The sequence below is a fragment of the Oscillibacter hominis genome, from assembly GCF_014334055.1.
In the GTDB taxonomy this organism is placed as follows: domain Bacteria; phylum Bacillota; class Clostridia; order Oscillospirales; family Oscillospiraceae; genus Oscillibacter; species Oscillibacter hominis.
On sequence record NZ_CP060490.1, the window covers coordinates 2,457,032 to 2,479,402 of the forward strand.

Annotated in this window: 22 protein-coding genes; 9 read left to right on the plus strand and 13 right to left on the minus strand. The window is 60.2% G+C overall.

Annotated features, from left to right (window positions below):
- Positions 1-20: 20 nt before the first annotated feature.
- Positions 21-917, minus strand: coding sequence for a GPR endopeptidase (gpr, locus tag H8790_RS12095; RefSeq protein WP_187332764.1), 897 nt, complete (start codon positions 915-917; stop codon positions 21-23).
- A gap of 202 nt (positions 918-1,119) precedes the next feature.
- Between gpr and rpsT the strand changes: the two genes are divergently transcribed.
- Entirely contained in the window at positions 1,120-1,383 is a 264-nt protein-coding gene (rpsT, locus tag H8790_RS12100; RefSeq protein WP_187332765.1) for a 30S ribosomal protein S20, read from the plus strand.
- Positions 1,384-1,501: 118 nt separating this feature from the next.
- Here rpsT and H8790_RS12105 read toward each other — a convergent pair whose 3' ends face one another.
- Both H8790_RS12105 and H8790_RS12110 read right to left on the minus strand, forming a co-directional pair.
- Positions 1,502-2,683 (minus strand): MFS transporter, encoded by a 1,182-nt coding sequence (locus H8790_RS12105; RefSeq protein WP_187332766.1) that lies wholly within the window; start codon positions 2,681-2,683, stop codon positions 1,502-1,504.
- A 297-nt stretch (positions 2,684-2,980) separates the two neighbouring features.
- Positions 2,981-4,903: an NAD(+) synthase gene (locus H8790_RS12110; protein WP_187332767.1), complete on the minus strand. Its 1,923-nt coding sequence runs from the start codon at positions 4,901-4,903 to the stop codon at positions 2,981-2,983.
- 182 nt (positions 4,904-5,085) lie between these two features.
- Here H8790_RS12110 and H8790_RS12115 point away from each other — a divergent pair, with 182 nt between their 5' ends.
- Positions 5,086-6,168: an ornithine cyclodeaminase family domain gene (locus tag H8790_RS12115; RefSeq protein ID WP_187332768.1), complete on the plus strand. Its 1,083-nt coding sequence runs from the start codon at positions 5,086-5,088 to the stop codon at positions 6,166-6,168.
- Between the two features lie 273 nt (positions 6,169-6,441).
- Here the strand turns inward: H8790_RS12115 and rnhA are convergent, their stop codons facing one another.
- The 9 genes from rnhA to dnaA all read right to left on the minus strand — a co-directional run bounded on the left by rnhA (position 6,442) and on the right by dnaA (position 16,286).
- Positions 6,442-6,879: a ribonuclease HI gene (gene rnhA / locus H8790_RS12120; RefSeq protein WP_187332769.1), complete on the minus strand. Its 438-nt coding sequence runs from the start codon at positions 6,877-6,879 to the stop codon at positions 6,442-6,444.
- A complete protein-coding gene (locus H8790_RS12125) occupies positions 6,876-7,259 on the minus strand; it encodes an SHOCT domain-containing protein (protein WP_207724190.1) in 384 nt (127 codons plus the stop codon). Before H8790_RS12125 ends, rnhA begins: the two co-directional genes overlap by 4 nt.
- A gap of 20 nt (positions 7,260-7,279) precedes the next feature.
- A complete protein-coding gene (gene gyrA / locus H8790_RS12130) occupies positions 7,280-9,790 on the minus strand; it encodes a DNA gyrase subunit A (RefSeq protein WP_187332771.1) in 2,511 nt (836 codons plus the stop codon).
- A gap of 82 nt (positions 9,791-9,872) precedes the next feature.
- On the minus strand, positions 9,873-11,807 hold the full coding sequence (gene gyrB / locus H8790_RS12135; protein WP_187332772.1) for a DNA topoisomerase (ATP-hydrolyzing) subunit B: 1,935 nt from the start codon (positions 11,805-11,807) through the stop codon (positions 9,873-9,875).
- Positions 11,808-11,993: 186 nt separating this feature from the next.
- Positions 11,994-12,260 (minus strand): extracellular matrix regulator RemB, encoded by a 267-nt coding sequence (gene remB / locus H8790_RS12140; RefSeq protein ID WP_187332773.1) that lies wholly within the window; start codon positions 12,258-12,260, stop codon positions 11,994-11,996.
- A 10-nt stretch (positions 12,261-12,270) separates the two neighbouring features.
- Positions 12,271-13,374, minus strand: coding sequence for a DNA replication/repair protein RecF (gene recF / locus H8790_RS12145; RefSeq protein ID WP_187332774.1), 1,104 nt, complete (start codon positions 13,372-13,374; stop codon positions 12,271-12,273).
- On the minus strand, positions 13,364-13,579 hold the full coding sequence (locus H8790_RS12150; protein ID WP_187332775.1) for an RNA-binding S4 domain-containing protein: 216 nt from the start codon (positions 13,577-13,579) through the stop codon (positions 13,364-13,366). Before H8790_RS12150 ends, recF begins: the two co-directional genes overlap by 11 nt.
- Positions 13,580-13,610: 31 nt before the next feature.
- Positions 13,611-14,723 (minus strand): DNA polymerase III subunit beta, encoded by a 1,113-nt coding sequence (gene dnaN / locus H8790_RS12155; protein WP_187332776.1) that lies wholly within the window; start codon positions 14,721-14,723, stop codon positions 13,611-13,613.
- A gap of 252 nt (positions 14,724-14,975) precedes the next feature.
- Complete coding sequence (gene dnaA / locus H8790_RS12160) at positions 14,976-16,286, minus strand: chromosomal replication initiator protein DnaA (protein WP_243208608.1); 1,311 nt, start codon at positions 16,284-16,286, stop codon at positions 14,976-14,978.
- 418 nt (positions 16,287-16,704) lie between these two features.
- Here dnaA and rpmH point away from each other — a divergent pair, with 418 nt between their 5' ends.
- From rpmH to H8790_RS12195, 7 genes are all read left to right on the plus strand, one after another.
- Positions 16,705-16,845 (plus strand): 50S ribosomal protein L34, encoded by a 141-nt coding sequence (gene rpmH, locus H8790_RS12165; protein WP_187332778.1) that lies wholly within the window; start codon positions 16,705-16,707, stop codon positions 16,843-16,845.
- Between the two features lie 117 nt (positions 16,846-16,962).
- Positions 16,963-17,307, plus strand: coding sequence for a ribonuclease P protein component (gene rnpA, locus H8790_RS12170; RefSeq protein WP_187332779.1), 345 nt, complete (start codon positions 16,963-16,965; stop codon positions 17,305-17,307).
- Positions 17,304-17,513 (plus strand): membrane protein insertion efficiency factor YidD, encoded by a 210-nt coding sequence (gene yidD, locus H8790_RS12175; protein ID WP_187332780.1) that lies wholly within the window; start codon positions 17,304-17,306, stop codon positions 17,511-17,513. Before rnpA ends, yidD begins: the two co-directional genes overlap by 4 nt.
- Positions 17,514-17,551: 38 nt before the next feature.
- Entirely contained in the window at positions 17,552-18,694 is a 1,143-nt protein-coding gene (locus H8790_RS12180; protein WP_187332781.1) for a YidC/Oxa1 family membrane protein insertase, read from the plus strand.
- A 12-nt stretch (positions 18,695-18,706) separates the two neighbouring features.
- Complete coding sequence (gene jag, locus H8790_RS12185; RefSeq protein WP_187332782.1) at positions 18,707-19,540, plus strand: RNA-binding cell elongation regulator Jag/EloR; 834 nt, start codon at positions 18,707-18,709, stop codon at positions 19,538-19,540.
- Between the two features lie 154 nt (positions 19,541-19,694).
- Entirely contained in the window at positions 19,695-20,159 is a 465-nt protein-coding gene (locus H8790_RS12190) for an RNA polymerase sigma factor (RefSeq protein ID WP_187332783.1), read from the plus strand.
- Between the two features lie 79 nt (positions 20,160-20,238).
- Positions 20,239-21,531 carry a hypothetical protein gene (locus H8790_RS12195; protein ID WP_187332784.1) on the plus strand — a complete coding sequence of 431 codons (1,293 nt, stop codon included), beginning with the start codon at positions 20,239-20,241 and terminating at the stop codon, positions 21,529-21,531.
- A 109-nt stretch (positions 21,532-21,640) separates the two neighbouring features.
- Here the strand turns inward: H8790_RS12195 and H8790_RS12200 are convergent, their stop codons facing one another.
- Entirely contained in the window at positions 21,641-22,333 is a 693-nt protein-coding gene (locus H8790_RS12200) for a hypothetical protein (RefSeq protein ID WP_187332785.1), read from the minus strand.
- Between the last annotated feature and the right edge of the window lie 38 nt (positions 22,334-22,371).

The window sequence follows — 22,371 nt, forward strand, 5'->3', positions numbered from 1 at the left end:
CCCGCCCGGTTGGTTCGCCTTCAGCTCAGAAGGGAGTTGACGTCCTCGATCTCCAGGTCCTGCAGCGCCCAGTTCAGGGCATAGCCGGCTACCTTGCTCAGCTCCCGGACCCGGCTGTCGATCTCCTGGGGCGTGACCATCAGCGGCGCTCCCTGTTTCCCCAGGGCGGGCAGGGCCGCCGTGTCGCCTCCTGCCTCCTCCACCAGGTCTTCAGCCAGGGTGGCCGCGTCCACCACCGTGGGGATGCCGATGGCGAACACCGGCACGCCCAGGGTCTTTTTGCTCAGCTCAGAGCGGCTGTTGCCCACGCCGGAGCCGGGGACGATGCCCGTGTCGCTGAGCTGGATGGTGGCGCAGACCCGCTTTAAGCGGCGGGAAGCCAGCGCGTCCACCGCCACCACAAAGTCCGGCTTGATCCGCTCCGCCGCGCCGCAGACCATCTCCGCCGACTCCAGCCCCGTGGTGCCCAACACCCCAGTCCGCAGCACCGACACGGACCGGAAGCCGGAAAACTGCTTGGGCATGGAGCGCAGCAGGTGCCGCGTCACCAGGATGCTGTCCAGGGTCTGGGGCCCCACCGCGTCCGGCGTCATGGCCGCGTTGCCAAGGCCCACCACCAGCACCGACCCCTCCGGCGGCAGCAGCGCCTTCAGCTCCTCGCCCACGGCCCGGACGGCCCGCTCGAAAAAGCCGGCCTTCCTGCTCCAAAATTTCTCCAGGTCCACGGTCACATAGGTGCCCGCAGGCTTGCCCAGGGCCTTCTCCCCCCGCTCATCCAATATCTCCACCCGGGTCACGCCATATCCCTCCCGGCGGCTGTCGCGGGCCTTTACGCCCTGGAGCCGGGTGGTTTTTTCCGCGCTCTCCTGCCAAATCTCCCTGGCCTCCATGGCCAGGTCTGTCCGTTTCGTCCCCATGATTTGTGTTTAAGGCTCCTTCCTTCCACTAAATCTTGTAGATTGTTCTTATTTTTGTCCGCAGTGGGGGAAATATGCAAAAATCTGAGGGGAATTGCGAAAAAAGGCTTGCAATTTTCAGGTTTTGATGCTAAAATACTAATCTGCATGGTGGAAAGTTGTTTCACCAAAATTAGATTATCGCCTAAGGGAGGTGTATGGTTTGCCGAACATTAAGTCTGCCAAGAAGCGCGTTCTGGTGGCAGAGATGAGAAACGCCCGCAACCGGGCCGAGAAGTCCGCGCTGAAGACCGCCATCAAGAAATTCGAGGCTGCTGCCGAAGAAGGCAATCGCACCGAGGCCGATGGCGCTTTCAAAGTTGCAGTGAAAAAGGTCGATCAGGCTGTTGCGAAGGGCGTTCTGCACAAGAACAACGCTGCTCACAAAAAGAGCGCTATGGCCCTCAAGCTCAACCAGATCGGTTGATCGAGCCAAACGAAAAGGACATCCAACTTTGGATGTCCTTTTTTCTTTTACGCCTGACGGCAGACGCCTGGCTTTTCTGACCAACGGGCCGTCCAGGCCCTGGCGGGCAGCAGCTCCGCTACCGCCCCGCACCCTCCGCGGCGCGTGCCCGGTAGCCCCGGCACACCAGGATCATGGAGGCTGCCGCGCTGACGGTGAGCAGTATGTAGGTGGGCACGTAGCTGCCCAGCCAGTCTGCCAAGACGCCGGGCATGGGGCTGAAGGCGATGGCGCCCACCATTCCCGCGATCTGGTACTCCCGCAGCGTGGCGGCGTAGGTGTCGGGCCGGGACATGTCCTTGGCAAAGACGGACACGCCCACGTTGGTCAGCGGCAGGCTGAACCCCTGGAGCAGCATGGATGCAACCGCAACGGGCAAACTTTTCGTCACCGCCAGGCAGGTCAGAGCCTGGGCCGCCACCAGCACGCAGAAAAAGAGCCGGGCTGCCGGGTAGGAACCCATATGATCCGTGGCCATGCCGTATAAACATTTGCAGATCAACAGCGACGCGCCAAGAAGAGAGATGAGCAGCGCCACTGTGGCGCTGTCAAACCCTTCGCTGCGGTAGAGCAGCGTAAAGGTGGCATAGCCCGGCACGCCCATGGTCCCTAACAGGAGGGAGGCTGTCAGCATGCCCCAGTCCCGCTTTGGCCGGACGGCTGTTGGGACTGCGGCGTGTTCCAGCTCCTCTGCCGGACGGTCCCGCATGAAGATCAGAATCAATATGGCCGCGCAGCCCCCAAAGGCGGCCTCCGCCAAAAAAGCGGCCTTGAGCGACACGCGCTCGATTACATAGGTGAGCACCGGCGGCGCCACCACGGAGGCGAGGCCCGTGCCCGCGGCGCAGATGCTGATGGCCGTGGCGGAGCGCTCCCGGAACCAGCGGGTGAGCACCAATGACGCCGGCACCATCCCGCCCAGGCTGTGGGCAAAGCCGCCGATACAGGTGGCCGCCACATAGGAGGGATATCCGCCGCCAAAGGCGAACATGGCCCGGCAGGAGGCCATGAGCAGCAGCGCAAGGGTGGTGCCCAGCCGGATGCCTACCTTCTGATAGTAGAACTGGATAAAGAACAGGCCGCTCAGCGATGCCACACAGCGCAGCGTCACCAGCATGGAGCACTGGGTATTGCTGATCCCCTTCTGTGTGATCAGATACGGCTGGTACACCGTAAAGGAATTGGCCGTCAGCCCAATGCAGCAAAACAGCAGCAGAAAGCTTGCGGCGCAGACCACCCACCGGTACCGCGACGATTTCACGCCACCGCCTCCCTTCACGCTCAGCATAACAGACTCTACTCCATTTGTAAACAAATGATTCCAATAATTAATTTATAGGAAGATTTTAATTTTTCCTCGATACTGAGAGCTTAACAGTAGAATCCATTTTATACAGCAATCCTGGGGGGAGGAGGCCAATCACTTCAAATTGGTCACTGGATGAAATCTGGGTTGTTCCACAGTTTATGCACCGCATGACATGTAAAAAAATGATTGGACAGACGCCATGTTTGGCGTCTGTCCAATTTGCCGCCGCACCAGAGCGCGGTCCATTTTCTATTCCAGCGTTTTGAGTTCCGCCTCCCAGAGCGTCCACTTGGCGTCGGACGGCATGCGCCAGTCGCCCCGGGGGGAGAAGGCCACGGAACCCACCTTGGGCCCGTCGGGCAGGCAGTTGCGCTTGAACTGCTGGGCAAAGAAGCGGCGGTAGAAGTTGTTCAGCCATTTGAGGATTGTCTCCCGGTCGTAGGTCTTGCCCAAGGCGTACTGGGCGAGGCGGTAGACCTTCCGGGGCGGGAACCCCCAGCGGACGATATAGTAGAGGAAGAAATCGTGGAGCTCATAGGGCCCCACCAGATCCTCGGTCTTTTGGGCGATCTTCCCCTCAATGGCGGGCAGCAGCTCCGGAGACACGGGCGTGGCCAAAATGTCCTCCAGCACATCCGCCAGGGCCTCGTCCTTATCGGAGTTGTCCTTGGCCACATAGGCCACCAGGTGCCGCACCAGGGTCTTGGGGATGGAGGCGTTGACGCCGTACATGCTCATGTGGTCCCCATTGTAGGTGGCCCAGCCCAGGGCCAGCTCGCTGAGGTCGCCGGTGCCGATGACGATGCCGCCGGTCTTGTTGGCAATGTCCATCAGCACCTGGGTCCGCTCCCGGGCCTGGGCGTTCTCAAAGGTGACGCTGTGATCCGCCATGTCGTGGCCGATGTCCCGGAAATGGCTGCGCACCGTGTCGGAGATGTCCACCGTCTGGAGCGTGGCCCCAAGCTGCTCCGCCAGCACCTGGGCATTGGTCCGGGTGCGCTTGGTGGTGCCGAAGCAGGGCATGGTCACCGCCACCACGTCGGAGGTGGGGCGGTCCAGCATCTTCATGGCGATCATGGTGATGAGCATGGCCAGAGTGGAGTCCAGCCCACCGGAGAGGCCCACCACCGCCGTCTTGGCGGCCGTGTGCTCCAGCCGCTGCTTTAAGCCAAGGGCGGCGATGAGCAGTATCTCCTGGCACCGCTCGTCCCGGTCCTCCCGGCTCTCCGGCACAAAGGGCTGGGGCGCCACATACCGGCTCAGTTTGGTCTTTTCCAGCGTCAGGGTGAAGGGGATGGTGGAATAGCGTCCATGGGGCGCGCTGTCCAGCATCTGGGTGCGGCGCCGCTCGGCGGCAAGGCGCTGCACGTCCACCTCGGAAATCTTAAGGCCTGTCTCGAACCGGCCCTCGTTGAGGATGGTCCCGTTCTCCGCGACGATGTCATGTCCGCTGAACACCAGGTCCGAGGAGGATTCCCCCTCGCCGGCGCTGGCGTAGATATAGCCGCAGATCAGCTTGGCGCTCTGGGCGGCCACCAGCTGGCGGCGGTAGCTGTCCTTGGACGCCTGCTCGTCGCTGGCGGAGAGGTTGCCAATGATGGTGGCGCCGGCCTGGCACAGCCCCACGGACGGCGAGCAGGGCGCCCACAGATCCTCGCAGACCTCAAAGCCCAGCGTCAAATCCGGCACAGTTTCGCACCGGAACAGGAGGTGGGTCCCGAAGGGCACGTCCCTCTGGCCGCACAGCTCCGGCAGCAGGCTGTCCTCCTCCGGGGCCGGGGCAAAGTGCCGCTTTTCATAAAACTCCCCGTAATTGGGGATGTGGGTCTTGGGAACAACACCTAAAATCGATCCTTTTTGTATAATAGCAGCGCAATTATACAATTTGTTATTCTTTTGCAGAGGCAGTCCCACCGCCGTCACCACCTCCAGGTTCCGGGTGGCGGTCAGGATGGTGGCAAGTGCCTCCCGCGCCCCCTCCAGCAGGGCGCTCTGGTTGAAGAGATCGCCGCAGGTGTACCCGGTGAGCCCTAACTCCGGCAGCACCAGCACCTTCACGCCAGCCTTGGCCGCCGTTCGCATGAGGGTGAAGCTCTGCTCCGCATTGTAATCGCAGTCTGTCAGGCGCAGCTTGGGCGTGCCGCAGGCCACGGAAATGAATCCGTCTTTCATGGACGATTCCTCCTCATTTACATGATATTTGGGTTTATTTTACAGGATTAATTTTACATTCGGGTTTATTTTACACCAGAGACCCCTGTTTTACAAGGAACGTCCTTGCAAGTTTTTTCACAATTTGGTAAGCTGAAAAAAGACGATTCATTTTGCCGACTACATATAGGAGGATTGAGTCCATGTCCTTTTCGCTGCGCGGCTATACGCCGCCGGATTTCACAGCCCTGAACACGGCCCCGGAGGCCGTCCTGCAGGGCGCGCCCAAGGACGGCGTTGCGCCCGCGGGCTTTCACGCCATGAGCATTTTCCCCGAGTACTTCCATATCGAGGGCCAGTGGCGCCTCGCAAAAGAGAGCCGCATGGACTGCGTGGCCGTTTGGGAAAACGGCGAGATCGCGGTCCGGGAGTTCCGCCGTCTGAAGGCCGGGGACCTGGTGGTCCTGGGCCGCACGGAGCGGGGGGAGGAGGGCATCTTTGTCCACGGCACCGGCTTCCACGAGCCGGGGCAGCACCAGGACCTCTTTGCCTTCCGCCAGGGCCGCTCCCGGGAGACCGCATTTTCCCGGGACTATGACGAGCTCTACGAGCTGCTGCGCTATGAAAAGGACCACGGGAAGATCGTCTGGGTCATGGGGCCCGCCTTCTCCTTTGACAGCGACGCCCGCAGCGCCTTTGCCAGGCTGATCGCCGGCGGCTACGTCCACGCCGTTTTGGCCGGAAATGCCTTAGCCACCCACGACCTGGAGGCCGCCTACCTGAACACGGCCCTGGGCCAGAACATCTACACCCAGCAGAGCCAGCCCAACGGCCACTACAACCACCTGGATACCATCAACGCCGTCCGTTACCACGGCTCCGTGGCCGCCTTTTTGCGGGAAGAGCGAATCGACAACGGCATCATCCACGCCTGCGAAACCCATCATGTGCCCTATGTGCTGGCGGGCTCCATCCGGGACGACGGCCCGCTGCCCCCGGTATACGGCGACGTGTACCAGGCCCAGGACGCCATGCGGGACCAGGTGCGTGACGCCACCACGGTGATCTGCATGGCCACCACCCTCCACACCATTGCCACGGGCAACATGACCCCCTCCTACCGGGTGCTCTCCGACGGCACGGTCCGGCAGGTGTATTTCTACTGCGTGGATATCTCCGAGTTCACGGTCAACAAGCTCAGCGACCGGGGAAGCCTTTCCGCCAAGGGCATCGTCACCAACGCCCAGGACTTCATCGTCAACCTCCGCAAAGGGCTGGGGCTGTAAAGCGGTGGGCTCCCGGCGCACAGCATATGGACTGTGGGCCCGGAAGCAGTCAGCACATATAGAAGACACAGAAGGAGCCGCCAAATTGGCGGCTCCTTCTGTGTGTGTTTGTGTGTGTTTAGGAGGGAGAAAAATCGCATCGGGTTGTGGTTCCCTTTGCTGATTCTTAAGATACCCCCAAATCATGGCAGAATTATGATTTTGGTGTGAACAGTTTGTAAACTCGTTGGTCAAACCTGAACTCTGGAAGTTTTTGTAATCTGCCCCTTGTGCTCAGCGGAACTTTCTGCTCTCTGCCACCGCCAGTTCGTCGCAGCGGTTGTTTTCGGGCGTATCCGCGTGTCCCTTGACCCAATGGTAGTGGAGGCTGTGGCGGTCGGTCAGCTCCAGCAGCCTTTCCCACAGGTCCGGGTTCAGGGCTGGCTTCTTGTCGGACTTCACCCAGCCCCGCTTTTGCCAGCCCCTGGCCCAGCCTTTGGAGAGGCCGTCGATCACATATTTGGAATCCGACCACAGCTCCACCTCACAGGGCTCCTTCAAAAGGGCCAGTGCGGAGATCACGGCCGTCAGCTCCATGCGGTTGTTGGTGGTGTTGGCCTCTCCGCCGGAGAGCTCCCGCCGGTGTTCGCCATAGAGCAGCACCGCGCCCCAGCCTCCCGGACCGGGGTTGCCGCTGCACGCGCCGTCGGTATAAATGGTCACTGTCTTCATAGTTCCTTCAGAATCTCCCGGCGTTTTTCCTCGTACTCCTCCTCAGTGATGAGGCTGCGGTCGTAAAGGCTGCGCAGCTCCTGAAGCCGCTGCTCCGTACTGCCGCCGGCGGAAGGGGAGGCGGACTCGTCCACAATCTCCACGCCATAGAGCCCGGATCCATCCTTGCTGCGGAGGGTACGCACCAGGTTATAAATGCCGAACACGGCAAAACACAGCGCCATGCCCGTCCACAGCACTCCGAACAAGCCCGCGCCGCTGGGGATCACCTGCGTGACGCCGATGACGACAAACACGCAGGCAACCACGATATATAAAATGCTGAAGGCGATGCCAAAGGGGCGCATTTCCTTTGTGGGCCGGATGTGATAGCGTCTCATGTTCTGCCTCCCTTTTGATCTCATTCGTTTTCGTCGGTGGGCGTTTCCTCAGACTCCTCTTTTTCCGCCCGGGCCAGGGAGATGACCTTGGCCCCCTCCGCAACACGCATGACGCGGACGCCCTGGGCCGTGCGGCCATAGATGTTCACGTCCTCGCAGGCCATGCGGATGATGGTGCCGTCGTCGGAGATGAGCAGGATGTCCTCATCCCCATCCACCACCTTGGCTCCGGCAATTTTGCCGGTCTTCTCCGTGATCTGATAGCCCTTCATGCCGTAGCCGCCCCGCTTCTGGGGGCCGGCGTCCTCGCCGCCGCGCATGTACTCGCCCACGCTGGTCCGCTTGCCGAACCCGTTCTCCGTGATGGCCAGCAGCGTGCCCTCGCCGTGGAGGCGGCAGGCGGAGACCACATAGTCGCCCTCGCGCAGGCGGATGCCCCGGACGCCCACGGCGTCCCGGCCCATGCAGCGCACGTCGGTTTCACTGAAGCAGATGGCCATGCCGTCGTGAGTCATCAGGAGGATGTTCTGCTCGCCGTCGGTGATGCGCACGCTGATGAGCTCGTCGCCCTCATCCAGCGTGATGGCCCGGATGCCCGCCTTTCTGGCGGTGTGGATGGACTCCAGGGTGATGCGCTTCACGGTGCCGTTGCGGGTGGTCATGACCAGGAAGGCGTCCTCTTCCATGCTCTTGACGTGGAGCATGGCGGTGACCTTCTCCCCAGGCTCCACGGGCAGCACGTTGACGATGTTGGTGCCCTTGGCGGTGCGGCCTGCCTCGGGGATCAGATAGCCCTTCTTCCGGTGGACCCGGCCGGTGTTGGTGAAAAAGAGGATATAGTCGTGGGTGGAGGCGGTGAACACCGTTTCCACGCAGTCCTCCTCCCGCAGGCTCTGGGCCGCAATGCCCTTTCCGCCCCGGTGCTGGGAGCGGTAGGTGGAGGCGGGCAGGCGCTTGATGTATCCGGCCTGGGTCATGGTGTAGACGCACTGCTCCTCCTCGATGAGGTCCTCGATGTCGATCTCGTCCTCCACGTCCTGAATCTCAGTGCAGCGCTCGTCGCCAAACTTGTCGGCAATGGCCTGAAGCTCCTCCTTCAGCACCTGGCGCAGCAGCTCGTCGGAGGCAAGGAGCTTGTTGTAATAGGCGATGCGTTCCTCCAACTCCTTGTACTCGCCCTCCAATTTCTCCCGATCCAATCCCTGAAGCCGCTTGAGCTGCATATCCAAAATGGCCTGGGCCTGGATATCGTCCAGTCCAAAGCGCTCGCACAGGCGCTGCTTTGCGTCGTCGTAGCTGGTGCGGATGATGCGGATGACCTCGTCGATGTTATCCTGGGCGATGAGCAAGCCCTCCAGCAGATGGGCACGCTCCTGGGCCTTTCGCAGGTCATAGCGGGTGCGGCGGAGGATGATCTCCTCCTGGAAGCGGAGGTACTCGTCGATGATGTGGCGCAGTGACAAAATCTTGGGCTGGGACTGGTTCTGGACCAGGGCCAGCATGTTGATGGCAAAGGTGGTCTGCAGCTGGGTCTGGGCAAAGAGGCGGTTTAAGACCACCTGGCAGTTGGCATCCTTTTTCAGCTCAATGACGATGCGCATGCCGTTGCGGTCCGTCTCGTCCCGGATGTCGCTGATGCCCTCGAGCCGCTTATCCTCCACCTGGTCGGCCATGTTCTTGATGAGCATGCGCTTGTTGACCTGATAGGGGATTTCGGTGATGACGATACGGGTGCGGCCGTTTCCAAACTCCTCCAGCTCGTGGCGGGCCCGGATCACCAGGCGGCCCCGGCCGGTGGCGTAGGCGGCGCGGATGCCGGCGCGGCCCATGATGATGCCCTTGGTGGGGAAGTCCGGGCCTTTCACATGCTCCATCAGGTCGCTGAGCTCCGCCTCCGGATTCTCCAGCACGCAGATGCACGCGCCGATGACCTCCCGCAGGTTGTGGGGCGGGATATTGGTGGCCATGCCCACGGCGATGCCGGAGGAGCCGTTGACCAGCAGATTGGGGAAGCGGCAGGGGAGGACCCGGGGCTCTTTGCGGGTCTCGTCAAAGTTGGGGTCCCAGTCCACCGTGTCCTTGTCGATGTCCCGCAGCAGCTCGTCGGAGAGCCTGGCCATGCGGGCCTCGGTGTAACGGTAGGCGGCGGGGGGGTCTCCATCCACGGAGCCGAAGTTCCCGTGGCCGTCTACCAGCGGGTAGCGCATGGAGAAGTCCTGGGCCAGCCGGACCAGGGCGTCGTAGACGCTGGCGTCGCCGTGGGGGTGGTAGCGGCCCAGCACGTCGCCCACACAGGTGGCGGACTTCTTGTAGGGCCGGTCAGAGGTCAGATTGTCCTCGTACATGGCGTAGAGGATGCGCCGGTGGACGGGCTTCAATCCGTCCCGCACATCGGGCAGGGCACGGCCCACGATGACGCTCATGGCGTACTCGATGTAGGACTGCTCCATCTCCGGCACCAGGGGAGACACCACGATCTTCTGGTCGGGGTAGCGGATCTCCTCGGGATCGTATTGGGGTTTTTTTGACATGTATCAATGTCCTCCTTGTATAGAGGTTTCTATCTTCCAGATAAAAATGCGGGTTTTGCCGCCTCCGCGCCGGGCGGTACAATCAATAATCCAGATTCACCGCGTACTTGGCGTTGCGCTCGATGAACTCCTTCCGGGGCTCCACCTTTTCGCCCATGAGGACGGTGAAGGTCTCGTCTGCCTGGACGGCGTCGTCCAGCTCAATGCGCTTTAAGGTGCGGGTCTCCGGGTTCATGGTGGTTTCCCACAGCTCGTGGGGGTTCATCTCGCCCAGGCCCTTAAAGCGGCTGATGTCCACCTTGGCGTTGGGGTTGTCGCCCCGAAGCTCGGCGCTGACCGCGTCCCGCTCCTCATCGGAGAAGGCCACGCGGGTGGTCTTGCCCCGGCTCAGCTTATAGAGGGGCGGCACGGCGGCGTAAACGTAGCCCTGCTCGATCAAGGGCCGCATAAAGCGGAAGAAGAAGGTCAGCAGCAGCGTGCGGATATGGGAGCCGTCCACATCGGCATCGGCCATGATGATGACCTTGTGGTAGCGCAGCTTGGCAGGGTCAAAGTCCTCGCCGATGCCGGCGCCCAGGGCGGTGATCACCGGGGTCAGCTTGTCATTGCCGTAGACCTTATCCGCCCGGGCCTTCTCCACGTTGAGCATCTTGCCCCACAGCGGCAAGATCGCCTGGAACCGGGAATCCCGCCCCTGGGTGGCGGAGCCGCCGGCGCTGTCACCCTCAACGATATAAAGTTCCGTGAGTTCTGGGTTATTTTCGTTGCAGTCGCGAAGCTTGTCGGGCATGGCCGCGCCGCCTAAGGCGGTCTTGCGGCGGATGGACTCCCGCGCCCGCTTGGCCGCCTCCCTGGCCCGGTTGGCCGTCAGGGCCTTATCCAGGATCATGCGGCCGGCCTGGGGATTCTCCTCCAGGAAAATCTCTAACTTCTCCGCCACCACGTTGTTCACCAGGGTGCGGATTTCGCTGTTACCCAGCTTGGCCTTGGTCTGGCCCTCAAACTGGGCGTCGGTGAGCTTCACGGAGATGACGCAGGTCAAGCCCTCGCGGCAGTCCTCACCGGAGATTTTCTCATCGTCCTTGAGCATCCTGATCTTTCGGCCGTAGGCATTGAGGGCCGTGGTCAGCGCCCGCTTAAAGCCCTCCTCATGCATGCCGCCCTCCGGGGTGTGGACGTTGTTGGCAAAGGAGAGGATGGTCTCGTTGTAGCTGGAGTTATACTGCATGGCCACTTCCGCCATGGAGTCGCCCTTCATGCCGGACATGTAGATCATGCCCTCGTGGAGGGGGTCCTTGTTCTTGTTCAGCCAGGCAACAAACTCCCGGATGCCGCCGGCGTAGCACATCTCATCGCTCTTCTCCAGGCCGGGGCGCTTGTCGATGGTGCGGATGCGCAGCCCCGCGTTGAGAAAAGCCTCCTCCCGCATGCGGGTGTGGAGGGTATCATAATTGTACACCGTATCCTCAAACATCTCCGGGTCCGGCTTAAAGGTGACGGTGGTGCCGGTGCGGTCGGTTTCGCCCACCACAGTGATCTCCTGGGTGATGTGGCCCCGGGAAAAGCGCATCTCATGGATTTTACCCTCCTTGTGGACCTGGACCACCAGCCACTCGGACAGGGCGTTCACCACGCTGGCGCCCACGCCGTGGAGGCCGCCGGAGACCTTATACCCTCCGCCGCCGAACTTTCCGCCGGCGTGAAGCACGCTGAATACCACCTCCAGGGCGGGCCGGCCCGTCTGGGCCTGGATGTCCACGGGGATGCCGCGGCCATTGTCCACCACCGTGATGGTGTTGTCCTCGTTGATCTGCACGGTGATCTCCGTGCAAAAGCCCGCCAGCGCCTCGTCGATGGAGTTGTCCACGATCTCGTAGACCAGATGGTGGAGGCCTGAAGAGGAGGTGGACCCGATGTACATGCCCGGGCGCTTGCGCACCGCCTCCAGCCCCTCCAACACCTGGATTTCCGAAGCGTCATACTCCTGCGGGCTCGTCAGGTTTTCGATTTCTGCCATGATCTTCCTTCCTTCCGTTGACAGGGCCAAAGCGCCAATGGCGTTCCGCCCGGACGATATCCATATCTGAACTCCCGGCCCGGGTTTCCTGCGGCCGGTTCGTCTTCCCTATTCATGTTCCCACGCTTACGCCAGAGCGGTATTCACCGGCGGCCCCGTGGGACTGCTGTGCAAAGAAATGCTCGTTCACTCCTCCAGCGCTCCGCTCTCCGCCCTCTTTTGCAGCGTGGCGGTGCTCAGCTGGCTCAAATAAACGATCTGCCGGTGATAGGGGTGGTCGCAGACCACAAAGGATTTGGGGATGTCCTCGCCCACGTCCAGCACCACGCCCTCTTCCTCCGCCCGGCTCAAATACTCCCGGCCCCGTTTGCCATAGGAGACCTGATCCAGGTCAAAGATGCCGATGACGCTGTGCTCCGGCACGATCTCGTCTTTTCCAAGATGCAGATACATAGTCCCTCCGTCAGCGGATGATCCCCCGTTCCACGTGAAACACCCGCCCGCCCAAGAGCTCCTCCAGCCGGTCGTCCTCGCAGCAGGTGATGAACACCTGGCCGCCGGAGATGCGGTTGAGCACATATTCCTGCCGCCGCTCATCCAGCTCGGAGAGCACGTCGTCCAACAGCAGCACCGGATACTCTCCAGTGACATTTTGATAAATCTCCCGCTCGGCAAGCTTCAGGGCCAGGGCGGCCGTCCTGGTCTGGCCCTGGGAGGAGTAGGTCCTGGCGCTGCGCCCGCCGATAAAGACCTCAATGTCGTCCTTATGCGGCCCGGAAAGGCAAAGGCCCGCGGCCCGCTCGGCGCTCTCATGGGACCGCTGATGGGACCGCAGCTGTTCCGCGATATCGCCCACGCTGCCAAGGGGGTCCTCCACAGTGCTGACGGTCTGATAGGTGAGGCGCAGTTCCTCCCGTCCGCCGGAGCACTCCCCATGGGCGGCTGCCGCATACTCCCCCAGGCGCTGGCACAGCTGCGCCCTGTAGTGGATCACCACCGCGCCGGTCACGGCCATCTGCTCGTTGAACTCCGGCAGCGCCTCCAGCAGGGAGGGCTTCTCCCCGCAGTCCCGGAGTATCCGGGTCTTGTGCTCATAGACCTTGTGATAGCTTGTTAGGGCCGCCGCATAGCGGGGCCGCAGCTGGCAGAGGCAGCCGTCCAAAAATTTCCTCCTGGCGGCGGCGCCGTCCCGGATGAGGTATAGGTCCTCCGGGCAGAAAAACACTGTGTTGAACACAGCGGAGAGCTCCGCCGCCGTTTTGGCCGCAACCTGGTTTACCCGCATCCTCCGCCGCCGTCCCCGGTAGAGCTCCACCTCCATGGCGAACTCCCGGTCCCGGGCAAAGACCCTGGCGCCGATCCTGGCGTCCTGCTCCTCAAAGCCAATCATCTCCCGGTCGGACCGCGCCCGGGGGGAGCGTCCGCTGGAGAGATAGGCGATGGCCTCCAGCAGATTGGTCTTGCCCTGGGCATTTTCCCCATAGATCACGTTGCACCGGGGGTCGAACTCCGCGCGCTCACAGGCGTAGTTGCGAAACCGCTCCAGAGTCAGCTCGTCAATCCGCATAGCTGAGGCCGAACTCCTGTCCGTCCGCCGAGACCACGTCCCCGGGACGCAGCTTTTTGCCGCGCATGGTGCAGACCTCTCCATTGACCAGGATTTCCCCCTCCTGGATGCGCTGCTTGGCCTCGCCGCCGGTTTCCGTGACGGCGGCAAACTTTAAAAGGTCCTGAAGCTTGATATATTCCGTTGTAATGGAAATGATTTTCATATTGCTCCGATCCGCGGCAATCACCGCTCCTTTATTCCGCGGCCTTCAGCCGCACCGGCAGCACCATATAGAGGAAGCTCTCCCCGCCGTCCGTGGGCACGATCACGGCCGGGGAAACGCCGGTATTCAGCTCGATCTGGACGGCCTCGGCCGGCGCATAGCGCAGCGCGTCCATGAGATAGCGGTTGTTGAAGCCGATCTCCAGGCCGCCGCCGTCGCCGGAGAGGGGGCACACGTCCTTGGATTCGCCGTTGCCCGTCTTGGCGGAGAGCATCACCTTTTCGTGGTCAAAGACACAGCGCACCGGGCTTTTCAGCTTGTCGGAAATCACCACGCTGACCCGGTCGATGCTCTCGATCAGCGCCTTTGTGTCGGCGATCAGCCGGATGGGGTTGTTGCGGGGGATGGCGTTCTTATAATCCAGGAACTCTCCCTCCAGCCGGCGGCAGATCAGCTCCGTGTCGCCCACTTCAAAGAGGATGTGGCGGTTGCCCAGGGTGACGCAGGCCAAATCCTCCACGTCCTCACAGATTTTCTCCACCTCGGAGAGGGCCGCCCCCGGCGCAACGAAGGAAAAGGCGCCGCCGTCAATCTTCTCCAGAGGCTCACGGCGCACCGCCAGGCGGAACCCGTCCACGGACACGATGGTCAGCCCCTTGTCGTTGATCTCAAAAAGGGAGCCGGTGTGGACCGGACGGCTCTCGTTGGTGGAGACAGCGAACAACGTCTGGCCGATCATCTCCCGCAGCACCTTTTGCTGAATGGAGATGGAAAACTCATCCTCCACCGCCGGCAGCTCCGGATAATCGGCGGCACTGAGGCCTAAGATGTCGAAGGCCGCGTCGCCGCAGCTCAAATGGACCATAAAGCGGTCGTCGGACGCAAAGGTGACCACATCGTCGGGCATTTTGCGGATGATGTCGCCGAAGAGGCGGGCGTTGAGGACGATTTCGCCGCCCTCGGTGATGTCGGCACTGACTTTGGCGCGGATGCCGGTCTGCATGTTGTAGCCGGAGATGGTCAGGATATCGCCCGCCTGGAGGAGGAGCCCTTCCAGCGCGGGGATGGAGCTCTTAGTGGAAACGGCCCGGGAGGTAGTGGCGATTACGCTCTGGAGGAGGGCCTTCTCACAGGAGAATTTCATGTAGATCCTTCCTTTCGAAAAAAAGTTTGCAAAGGATGCATATCATCAGCAAGAAAAGCATAGGATATGAAGTTAGTAACAGTAGCAGCAGGGGGCCTTTTGTGTGGAAAAGGCGGGAAACGTCGATTTCCGTAAGGGTTGTCCATCCACAGGGGATGTGGACAAATTGCGCTGTTTTTCCACATCAGAAAATTGGGGCATCTTTTCCACATTGGAGTTTTCCTTTTCCACAGCAAATTGTGGAAAGGATGCCTACTTTTTGGAGTTGATGTTGGTGGTCAGTTCCTTGATGATTTCGGCAAAGGCGGGGTCACTGCGGATCTGCTTCTCCACCTTTTCAATGGAGTGCTTCACCGTGGCGTGGTCCCGGTTGCCAAACTCCCGGCCGATGTCCACCAAAGAGAGGTTGGTCATGCGGCGGATCAGGTACATGGCGATCTGGCGGCCCTGGACGGCGTCCTTCACCCGCTGCTGGCCCCGGATGATGTTTTCCTCCATATTGTAGAAGCGGCAGACGTATCCGATGATCATCTCCGGCGTGGGGATAATTTCCCCGCTCTTGGAGAGGATGTCCCGGATGGCACGCTTCACAGCCTCCTCGTCCACGTTGTTGCCCAAAAGGTCTTTGTAGGCCAGAATCTTGTTGATGGTGCCCTCAAGCTGGCGCACGTTGGCCGTAACCTTCTCGGCAATAAAGCCGGCGATGGAATCTGGGAGTTCCATACCCAGCATGGCGGCTTTGTTTTTGATGATGGCCATCCGTGTCTCAAAGTCCGGCGGCGCAACGTCCGCCAGAAGTCCCCACTCAAAACGGGTGCGCAGACGGTCGTCCAGCAGCGTCATCTCAGAGGGGGGACGGTCGGAGGTGAGGACAATCTGCTTGCCCGATTCATAGAGGGTGTTGAAGGTGTGGAAGAATTCGTTCTGCACCTGCTCCTTACCGGCCACAAACTGCACGTCGTCCACCAACAGCAGGTCCGCCTCCCGGTACCGGGCGCGGAACTCGCTGCCCCGGCCCGCCCGGATCAGTTCGATGAATTGGTTGATGAAGTCGTCGCCCTTCACATAGGCGATTTTGGCCTTGGCGTTATTTTTGCGGATCAGGTGGGCAATGGCGTAGAGGAGATGGGTCTTGCCAAGGCCCGAGTCGCCGTAGATCAGCAGCGGGTTGTAGTTGGCGGCGGGCCGCTCCGCCACGGACCGGGCGGCGGCGTAGGCCAGCTTGTTGGACGGGCCCACCACAAAGGTCTCAAAGGTAAAGTCGTCCGATTCAAAGAGGCTGCGTGTTTTTTTCGCACTCTCCGGCGACTCAAACGCAGCGTATTCCTCCTCATCCAGGATTTTCACTTCAAACTCGTGGGAAAAGATGTCCTGGAGTGCGGCGCGGATATTGTCCAGGAACAAAGATTCGATGTAGCCTTTTTTAAAGTCGTTGGGACAGCGGAAGTAAAAGGTAAACTCCCGGATGTCCACCGGTTCCAGCTCGTCGAACCAGGTGGAGATGGTGGTTTCGGACAGCTCGCTTTGCAGCTTCTGCAAAACGGTGGTCCAGATGTCTGCCACGGAATTCAACGCGTTACGCCCCTTTCTGAACAGGCAAAATGCAGCAAAATAATACTGTACCAGTATACCAAAAAAGGGCTCTGGTGTCCATACATATTCTAATAAATAAGAAGTGAAACTGCACAAGAAAATGGTTCCCATACTCTTCCATTTCTATACACAAGATGTAGCGCGGTGTGATAGTTGTCCCACTATATTTTGAAAGGACTGGAAAAAGTGCGCAAAGTATGGGAAAACAAGAGTTTTTTTACCGGTTTATGTATTGACACCTTTTGAAAAAGTCTGTATACTATTCGGTGCGTCACAATTGGTTGACGCACGAATGGATTACTGCGGCGGAAGGCTTGCCGTCTGTCGTCGAGTAAGTGCGGGAAGGGATTCCCCGGCCCGCCGGAATTATAACAGGAGGTGTCTTAAGATGGCAACGAAACGTACCTATCAGCCCAAGAAACTGCACGGCCAGAAGGTCCACGGCTTCCGCAAGAGAATGGCGAGCGCCAACGGCCGCAAGGTTTTGTCCCGCCGCCGCGCAAAGGGCCGCGCACAGCTGTCCTACTAAGAGGACTTGGACACCCGGTCAGAATCAAATTATTTTAAGGGGCGGTAGAGGAACATTCTGCCGTCCCTAAAAAGCTGTATGCCTGGTTGTCCAGGCCTGACCGGATGAGGAGGACGCATGAAAAAAGCCGTCACGCTGAAAAAAAACTATGAGTTCCAGAGGATGTACCGCAAGGCAAAGTCGGCGGTGAGTCCCTGCGTGGTGGTCTACTGCCGGAACAATCGCCTGGACCACAACCGCATCGGCATCACTGTATCCACCAAGCTTGGAAAGGCCGTGGTGCGAAACCGTGCCCGGCGCCGCCTGCGGGAGGCCTATCGCCTGCACTCTGCCCACATCCGGCCGGGCTGCGACTTTGTGATGGTGGCCCGGGGGCGGCTGCTCAGCGCGCCCTGGCACCAGGTGTGCGCCCAGCTGCGCCAATGCATGGATAAGCTTGGCGTGTGGAAGGAAGAGGGATGAAGCGGCTGCTTATTGCGCTGGTGCGATTTTACCGCAGGGAGATCTCGCCGGCTTTCCCGCCGCGCTGCCGCTATATCCCCACCTGCTCCCAGTACGCCCTGGAGGCCATTGAAAAATACGGCGCGCTCAAAGGCTCCTATCTTGCGTTCCGCCGCGTTCTGCGCTGCAACCCCTTCCACAAGGGCGGGTATGACCCTGTCCCGTAGCGAACCCCATTTTTTGAACAAAAATCGGAGGAAACCACATGTTTGCAACGCTTGGATACTATATTTGTATCCCATTCGCCGCGCTGCTGCGCCTGTTTTACAATGTGACGGGCTCTTACGGCGTGTCGCTGATCCTGTTTACCCTGGTGATCAAGCTGGTGATGCTGCCCTTCCAGATGAAGTCCAAAAAGGGAATGATGCGCATGTCCCGGATGAGCGGCAAGCTGAAGGACCTGCAGACCCGGTATAAGAACAATCAGCAGAAGTATGCCGAGGAAGTGCAGAAGCTCTATGCCGAGGAGGGTGTCAGCCCCATGGGCGGCTGCCTCTGGAGCTTTTTGCCCCTGCCCATCCTGATCGCCCTGTACTCCATCATCCGCAGCCCCATTACCCACTTCATGAACCTGGGCGGCCTGGCCGCCGGCAGCGGCATGCTCACCGCTGCCAAGGAAGCCATCTCCGCGGCAGGGCTGCAGCTGACCAGCAGCGTAGCCTATGAGCAGATCGAGATCGTAAAGGTCATCGGCTCCAACGCCGACAAGGCACCCATTGCCAATTTCCTCTCCCAGCACACCAGCTGGATCTATATGGACTACAACTTCCTGGGGCTGGATATGAGCGCCACCCCCGGCCAGCACATGGGAGACTTCTCCAACGGCATCAGCTGGGGGCTGATCGGCCTGATGCTGATCCCCATCCTCTCCGGCGCGCTGAGCTTCCTGCAGAGCCGGATCACCATGTCTTCCCAGCCCGCGGCAGACCCCGCCGCCGCCCGCTCCACCAAGATGATGACTTGGATGATGCCCTTGATGAGCGTATACATCGGCTTCATTATGCCGGCCGCCCTGGGCGTGTACTGGATCGCCCAGAGCCTGTTCTCCATTGTGCAGGAGTACTTCCTCAGCAGGTTCTACAACCAGAAGTTAGAGGAAGAAGAAGCGGTCAGGGAAGCCCAGCGGGCGGAAGTACGCCGCCAGCATCAGGAGGAGGCCAAGAGGCAGGCCCAGCTCCAGCGGGAGATCAACGCCTCCAACCAGGCGAAAAAGAAGATTGCCGCAAAGCGGGCGGAGAAGCTGGAAAAGAAGTCCAAGGAAAAACCCAGGACCAACGAGAACGGCCGCGTGGGCGACCGTCCCTATGCCCGGGGCCGCACCTTCAGCGAGGATCATTATAAAGACTAAGGAGCAACTGCCATGAGTTATATTGAAGTAACCGGCAAGAATGAGGACGAGGCCATTGCCAAGGCGCTGGCCCAGCTCAAGCTTGACCGCGATGATGTATCTGTGGAAATCTTAGAGCGCTCCAAGCCCGGCTTCTTAGGGATCGGCGCGGTGGCGGCCAAGGTCCGCGTCAGCTATGAGGGACCGGAACAGAGTGATTGGAAAGAGGAACTGAAGGCCGAGCCGGTGAAGGAGACTCCGGTAAAAGCAGCGCCAAAAGTTACTCCCGTCCCCAAGAGTGTGCCGAAGGCGGTGGAAAAGCCGGCGGTGGAAAAGGCTGCGCCGATTGCCCCAAAGACGGAGCAGTTCCAAGTGGAAAGCGAAGAGTTGGGGGAGCCCTGCGACGATGAAAAGGCCCAGCAGATCAAGGCCTTTTTGAACGGCCTCCTGGAGCAGATGGAGAGCCCCGCCGAGGTGAAGGTCTACCAGCCGGAGAAGGGCCGCTACAAGGTCTTTTTGGAGGGCGACAAATTGGGCGCGCTGATCGGGCGCCGGGGAGAAACATTGGATGCCATCCAGCAGCTCACCAATTACGCCGTCAACCGGGGTTCCGGCAGCCGGGTGCGGATTCACCTGGACGCGGAGAATTACCGTAAGAAGCGGGAGCAGAGCCTCCAGCGCCTGGCCGTCAAGGTGGCGGGGAAGGTGACCAAGTACCGCCGCAACGTGACGTTGGAGCCTATGAACGCCTATGAGCGCCATGTGATCCACACCGCTCTCCAGGAAACGCCCAACATCACCACTTACTCCACCGGCACCGAGCCCAACCGCCGGGTCATCGTGGCCTACGACAGAAACAAACAGTGAGGAAAAACCGTCTGGCTTCAGCCGGACGGTTTTTTTCTGCACGCTGTGACAAATCGCCTCCATGGATCGTTTTATGGGTGAATGCATTCAAAGTAAGGAAACCGGAAGTAAGGAAACCGGCGCCGCTTGCTCCGGCGCCGGCAGGTGAAACGCGATGGAACAAAATAGCTTTCTTGACGCAGTGGAGCTCCACCGGGACATGGTGTTTCGGATTGCGCTCCATCAGTGCGGCAACCCGCACGACGCGGACGACGCGGTGCAGGAGGTCTTCCTGCGGCTCTATGGGGAGAAAAAGCCCTTTGAGGGGCCGGAGCATCTGCGCCGCTGGCTGATCCGGGTGACGATCAATCTGTGCAGGGACATGCTGCGCAGCCCCTGGCGCAGGCGCAGGGTGTCCCTGGACGCTTTGCCGCCTGCCTTTGAAACGCCGGAGCAGGAGTCTCTCTACCAGTCGGTGATGGCGCTTCCGGAGAAATACCGGACCGTGCTGGACCTCTTTTACTATGAGGGATTTTCCGTGCAGGAGATCGCGGAGCTGCTCCACGTGAGCGTGACCTCCGTGACCACCCGGCTTTCCCGGGCAAGGAAGCTTTTGAAGCAGCAGCTGACGGAGGTGTAACATGGAACTCAAAGATTTATATCGGGAAACTTTTTCCCAGGTACACGCTTCCGCAGACATTCGATGGGAGGTTATGGAAATGAGACGGCAAAAACGGCGCAGAAGGCATGTGGCCTTAACGGCCGCGGTGCTCTGCCTCTTGGCGGCGCTGACATGTACGGCCGTGGCAACGGACTTTTTCGGCCTGCGGCAGTGGCTGATGCCGGAAAAGGCCACCGTGCAGATGCCGGACGGTGAGGGCGGCCTGCAGGGGGTTCAGATGGACAGCATTACGCTCTCCGGCTATGCGGACACACCGGAGAGCCGGGCCACGGCGGAGTGGCAGATCTTTTTAGAGGGCTACGACCCGGACGGCTCCATTTTGAAGGAGATCGGCAACAGCCCCACGGGCCTGGAGGAGCGCTACAACTTTTATCAGGCCTACAACCGGGAGATGGCGGACAAGCTGGACGAGATCACGGAGCGCTACGGCCTTGCCCTGCATACCGCCATACAGGATGTGCTGAGCCGGGAGGACCTCTTCTCCCGGGCGGGCGGGGCATTCCTTGCACCGACCCACACGCCCTTCAGCGCCTATCTCTATGAGGACGGCACCCTCCACTACGACGGGGAGGCGGATATAGACGGGTACGGCATCTTGGACTATCAGTTCATGCGCTGCGTCAAGGGGAGCTTCACCGACGTGATGCTGGCCGTGGGGAATGTGTCATCCTACCGGGAGTGGGGTTATACCACCTCCTGCGGGCAGGAGGTGCGGCTGGGGCTGGGGCCGGGCAAGGCGCTGGTCCTGGCGGAACTGAAGGAGAGCTTTGTCACCCTCAACGTCCTTGCCGGCAGCAGCGACAGATTGACCAACGAAGAGGTGGAAGAGCTGGCAGACGGGATCGATTACACCCTCCTGAACCTGGACAGGGCGGAGCTGGCCCGGCTGGCAACCCTTCCGGCGGAAGAGGAGAAGCGCGATGGGGAGGATGTCCTCTACGCCCAGACCGGCATAGAGGAGCAGGCGGCCCAGGCGTTTTACAGGGAGTTTGTCCAGGCGTTGGAGGACGGCCGCAGACGGGACGCGGCGGAAAAAATCCACTGGCCCGCGGAGGTGACGACGGCGGACGGAACCGTGACGGTGGAGACGGCGGCGGATTTTTTGGATGCCTACGACAGCATTGTGACGGAGCCGCTGCTGCAAGCCATCCATGAAAACCAGTACGATGAAAACCGCTCGGACCTCTTTGCCGCCGACGGGATGGTGGGCGCCGCCGGGGGCGCCATCTGGTTTGCCCAGATGGAAGACGGTACCCTTGCGGTGATGACGGTGCAGAGCCCGGAGGGCTGGGCCGTCCGCCCTGCCCGGGCAGAGGTGAGTGCAGGATAATCCGAGCCTTGGCGGCCGTTCTCTTTCACTGGCTTCCTCAAAACAGCAGGGACAGTCTCAGCAATGAGGCTGTCCCTGAAAATTGGAGGCTGCGAGGGAAAGAAGCAAATTATGTCAATGTAAGTTCTGCCGCATCCAAAAGCGCTTTCGTCCGCGGTGTGTCACGCTCCAAGGGGATTTCCATAATCCTCCACGTCATACCGGTTTCGTCCGGGTCAAAATCAGGGTGGTAGTATAGGAGATCAACATGATCCAAGGGGAGCAGCGGCTCTATCTGCGTGATGCAGTCAAGCGCTATGGGGGAAAGGAGTTCTTTTATTTTCGCCTCACTGGGAAGAGAAGGGCTTTCAAAGTCCCCATAATCAAATCGCAGACTGGTGATCGGGGTCATTGGGTCGTGATAGTTCCAATAGACGGCACAGGAGAGAAATCGATAGTACCGTCCTTGAACATAGGTGCGAAACAGTTTGGAGACCACCTCTGATACTCCGGTTTCCTGCAAAAGCAATTTTTCCCGGTACGGGTTGCCGACCGTATCTTGATTGGGGTTGGTGCGGATATAGAACCGCTCCTCTCCCAAATAAACCACGGTTTCATAGGAGCTGCTGACGGGATTGAATACAGTCTTTCCGAGCGCAGCTTGTGGGTAGACGATGCTGCAATACTCCTTTGATATCCCACGGGCCATCAGTTTGCCAAAGCCCAATGGGAAGCCGAGCAGGGCAGACAGACATGTATATAGAGCAAAGAGGCTCAGGATGAGTAAAAGCGGTTTTTGTTTCCTTGTGAGATGAAGATGCATCCCTATCCACCCCAATTTATAAATGATCCCGCTGTTCC

Excerpts from the sequence above, each read along its gene's own strand:
- H8790_RS12190 (WP_187332783.1), top strand. The coding sequence starts at position 19,695 with ATGGAACAAAATAGCTTTCTTGACGCAGTGGAGCTCCACCGGGACATG.
- H8790_RS12125 (WP_207724190.1), bottom strand. The coding sequence starts at position 7,259 with ATGAGACGCTATCACATCCGGCCCACAAAGGAAATGCGCCCCTTTGGC.
- H8790_RS12195 (WP_187332784.1), top strand. The coding sequence starts at position 20,239 with ATGAGACGGCAAAAACGGCGCAGAAGGCATGTGGCCTTAACGGCCGCG.
- H8790_RS12110 (WP_187332767.1), bottom strand. The coding sequence starts at position 4,903 with ATGAAAGACGGATTCATTTCCGTGGCCTGCGGCACGCCCAAGCTGCGC.
- H8790_RS12180 (WP_187332781.1), top strand. The coding sequence starts at position 17,552 with ATGTTTGCAACGCTTGGATACTATATTTGTATCCCATTCGCCGCGCTG.
- H8790_RS12150 (WP_187332775.1), bottom strand. The coding sequence starts at position 13,579 with ATGAAAATCATTTCCATTACAACGGAATATATCAAGCTTCAGGACCTT.
- gyrB (WP_187332772.1), bottom strand. The coding sequence starts at position 11,807 with ATGGCAGAAATCGAAAACCTGACGAGCCCGCAGGAGTATGACGCTTCG.
- rpmH (WP_187332778.1), top strand. The coding sequence starts at position 16,705 with ATGGCAACGAAACGTACCTATCAGCCCAAGAAACTGCACGGCCAGAAG.
- remB (WP_187332773.1), bottom strand. The coding sequence starts at position 12,260 with ATGTATCTGCATCTTGGAAAAGACGAGATCGTGCCGGAGCACAGCGTC.
- jag (WP_187332782.1), top strand. The coding sequence starts at position 18,707 with ATGAGTTATATTGAAGTAACCGGCAAGAATGAGGACGAGGCCATTGCC.
- yidD (WP_187332780.1), top strand. The coding sequence starts at position 17,304 with ATGAAGCGGCTGCTTATTGCGCTGGTGCGATTTTACCGCAGGGAGATC.
- H8790_RS12200 (WP_187332785.1), bottom strand. The coding sequence starts at position 22,333 with ATGCATCTTCATCTCACAAGGAAACAAAAACCGCTTTTACTCATCCTG.
- rnpA (WP_187332779.1), top strand. The coding sequence starts at position 16,963 with ATGAAAAAAGCCGTCACGCTGAAAAAAAACTATGAGTTCCAGAGGATG.
- rnhA (WP_187332769.1), bottom strand. The coding sequence starts at position 6,879 with ATGAAGACAGTGACCATTTATACCGACGGCGCGTGCAGCGGCAACCCC.
- H8790_RS12115 (WP_187332768.1), top strand. The coding sequence starts at position 5,086 with ATGTCCTTTTCGCTGCGCGGCTATACGCCGCCGGATTTCACAGCCCTG.
- gyrA (WP_187332771.1), bottom strand. The coding sequence starts at position 9,790 with ATGTCAAAAAAACCCCAATACGATCCCGAGGAGATCCGCTACCCCGAC.
- gpr (WP_187332764.1), bottom strand. The coding sequence starts at position 917 with ATGGGGACGAAACGGACAGACCTGGCCATGGAGGCCAGGGAGATTTGG.
- dnaN (WP_187332776.1), bottom strand. The coding sequence starts at position 14,723 with ATGAAATTCTCCTGTGAGAAGGCCCTCCTCCAGAGCGTAATCGCCACT.
- recF (WP_187332774.1), bottom strand. The coding sequence starts at position 13,374 with ATGCGGATTGACGAGCTGACTCTGGAGCGGTTTCGCAACTACGCCTGT.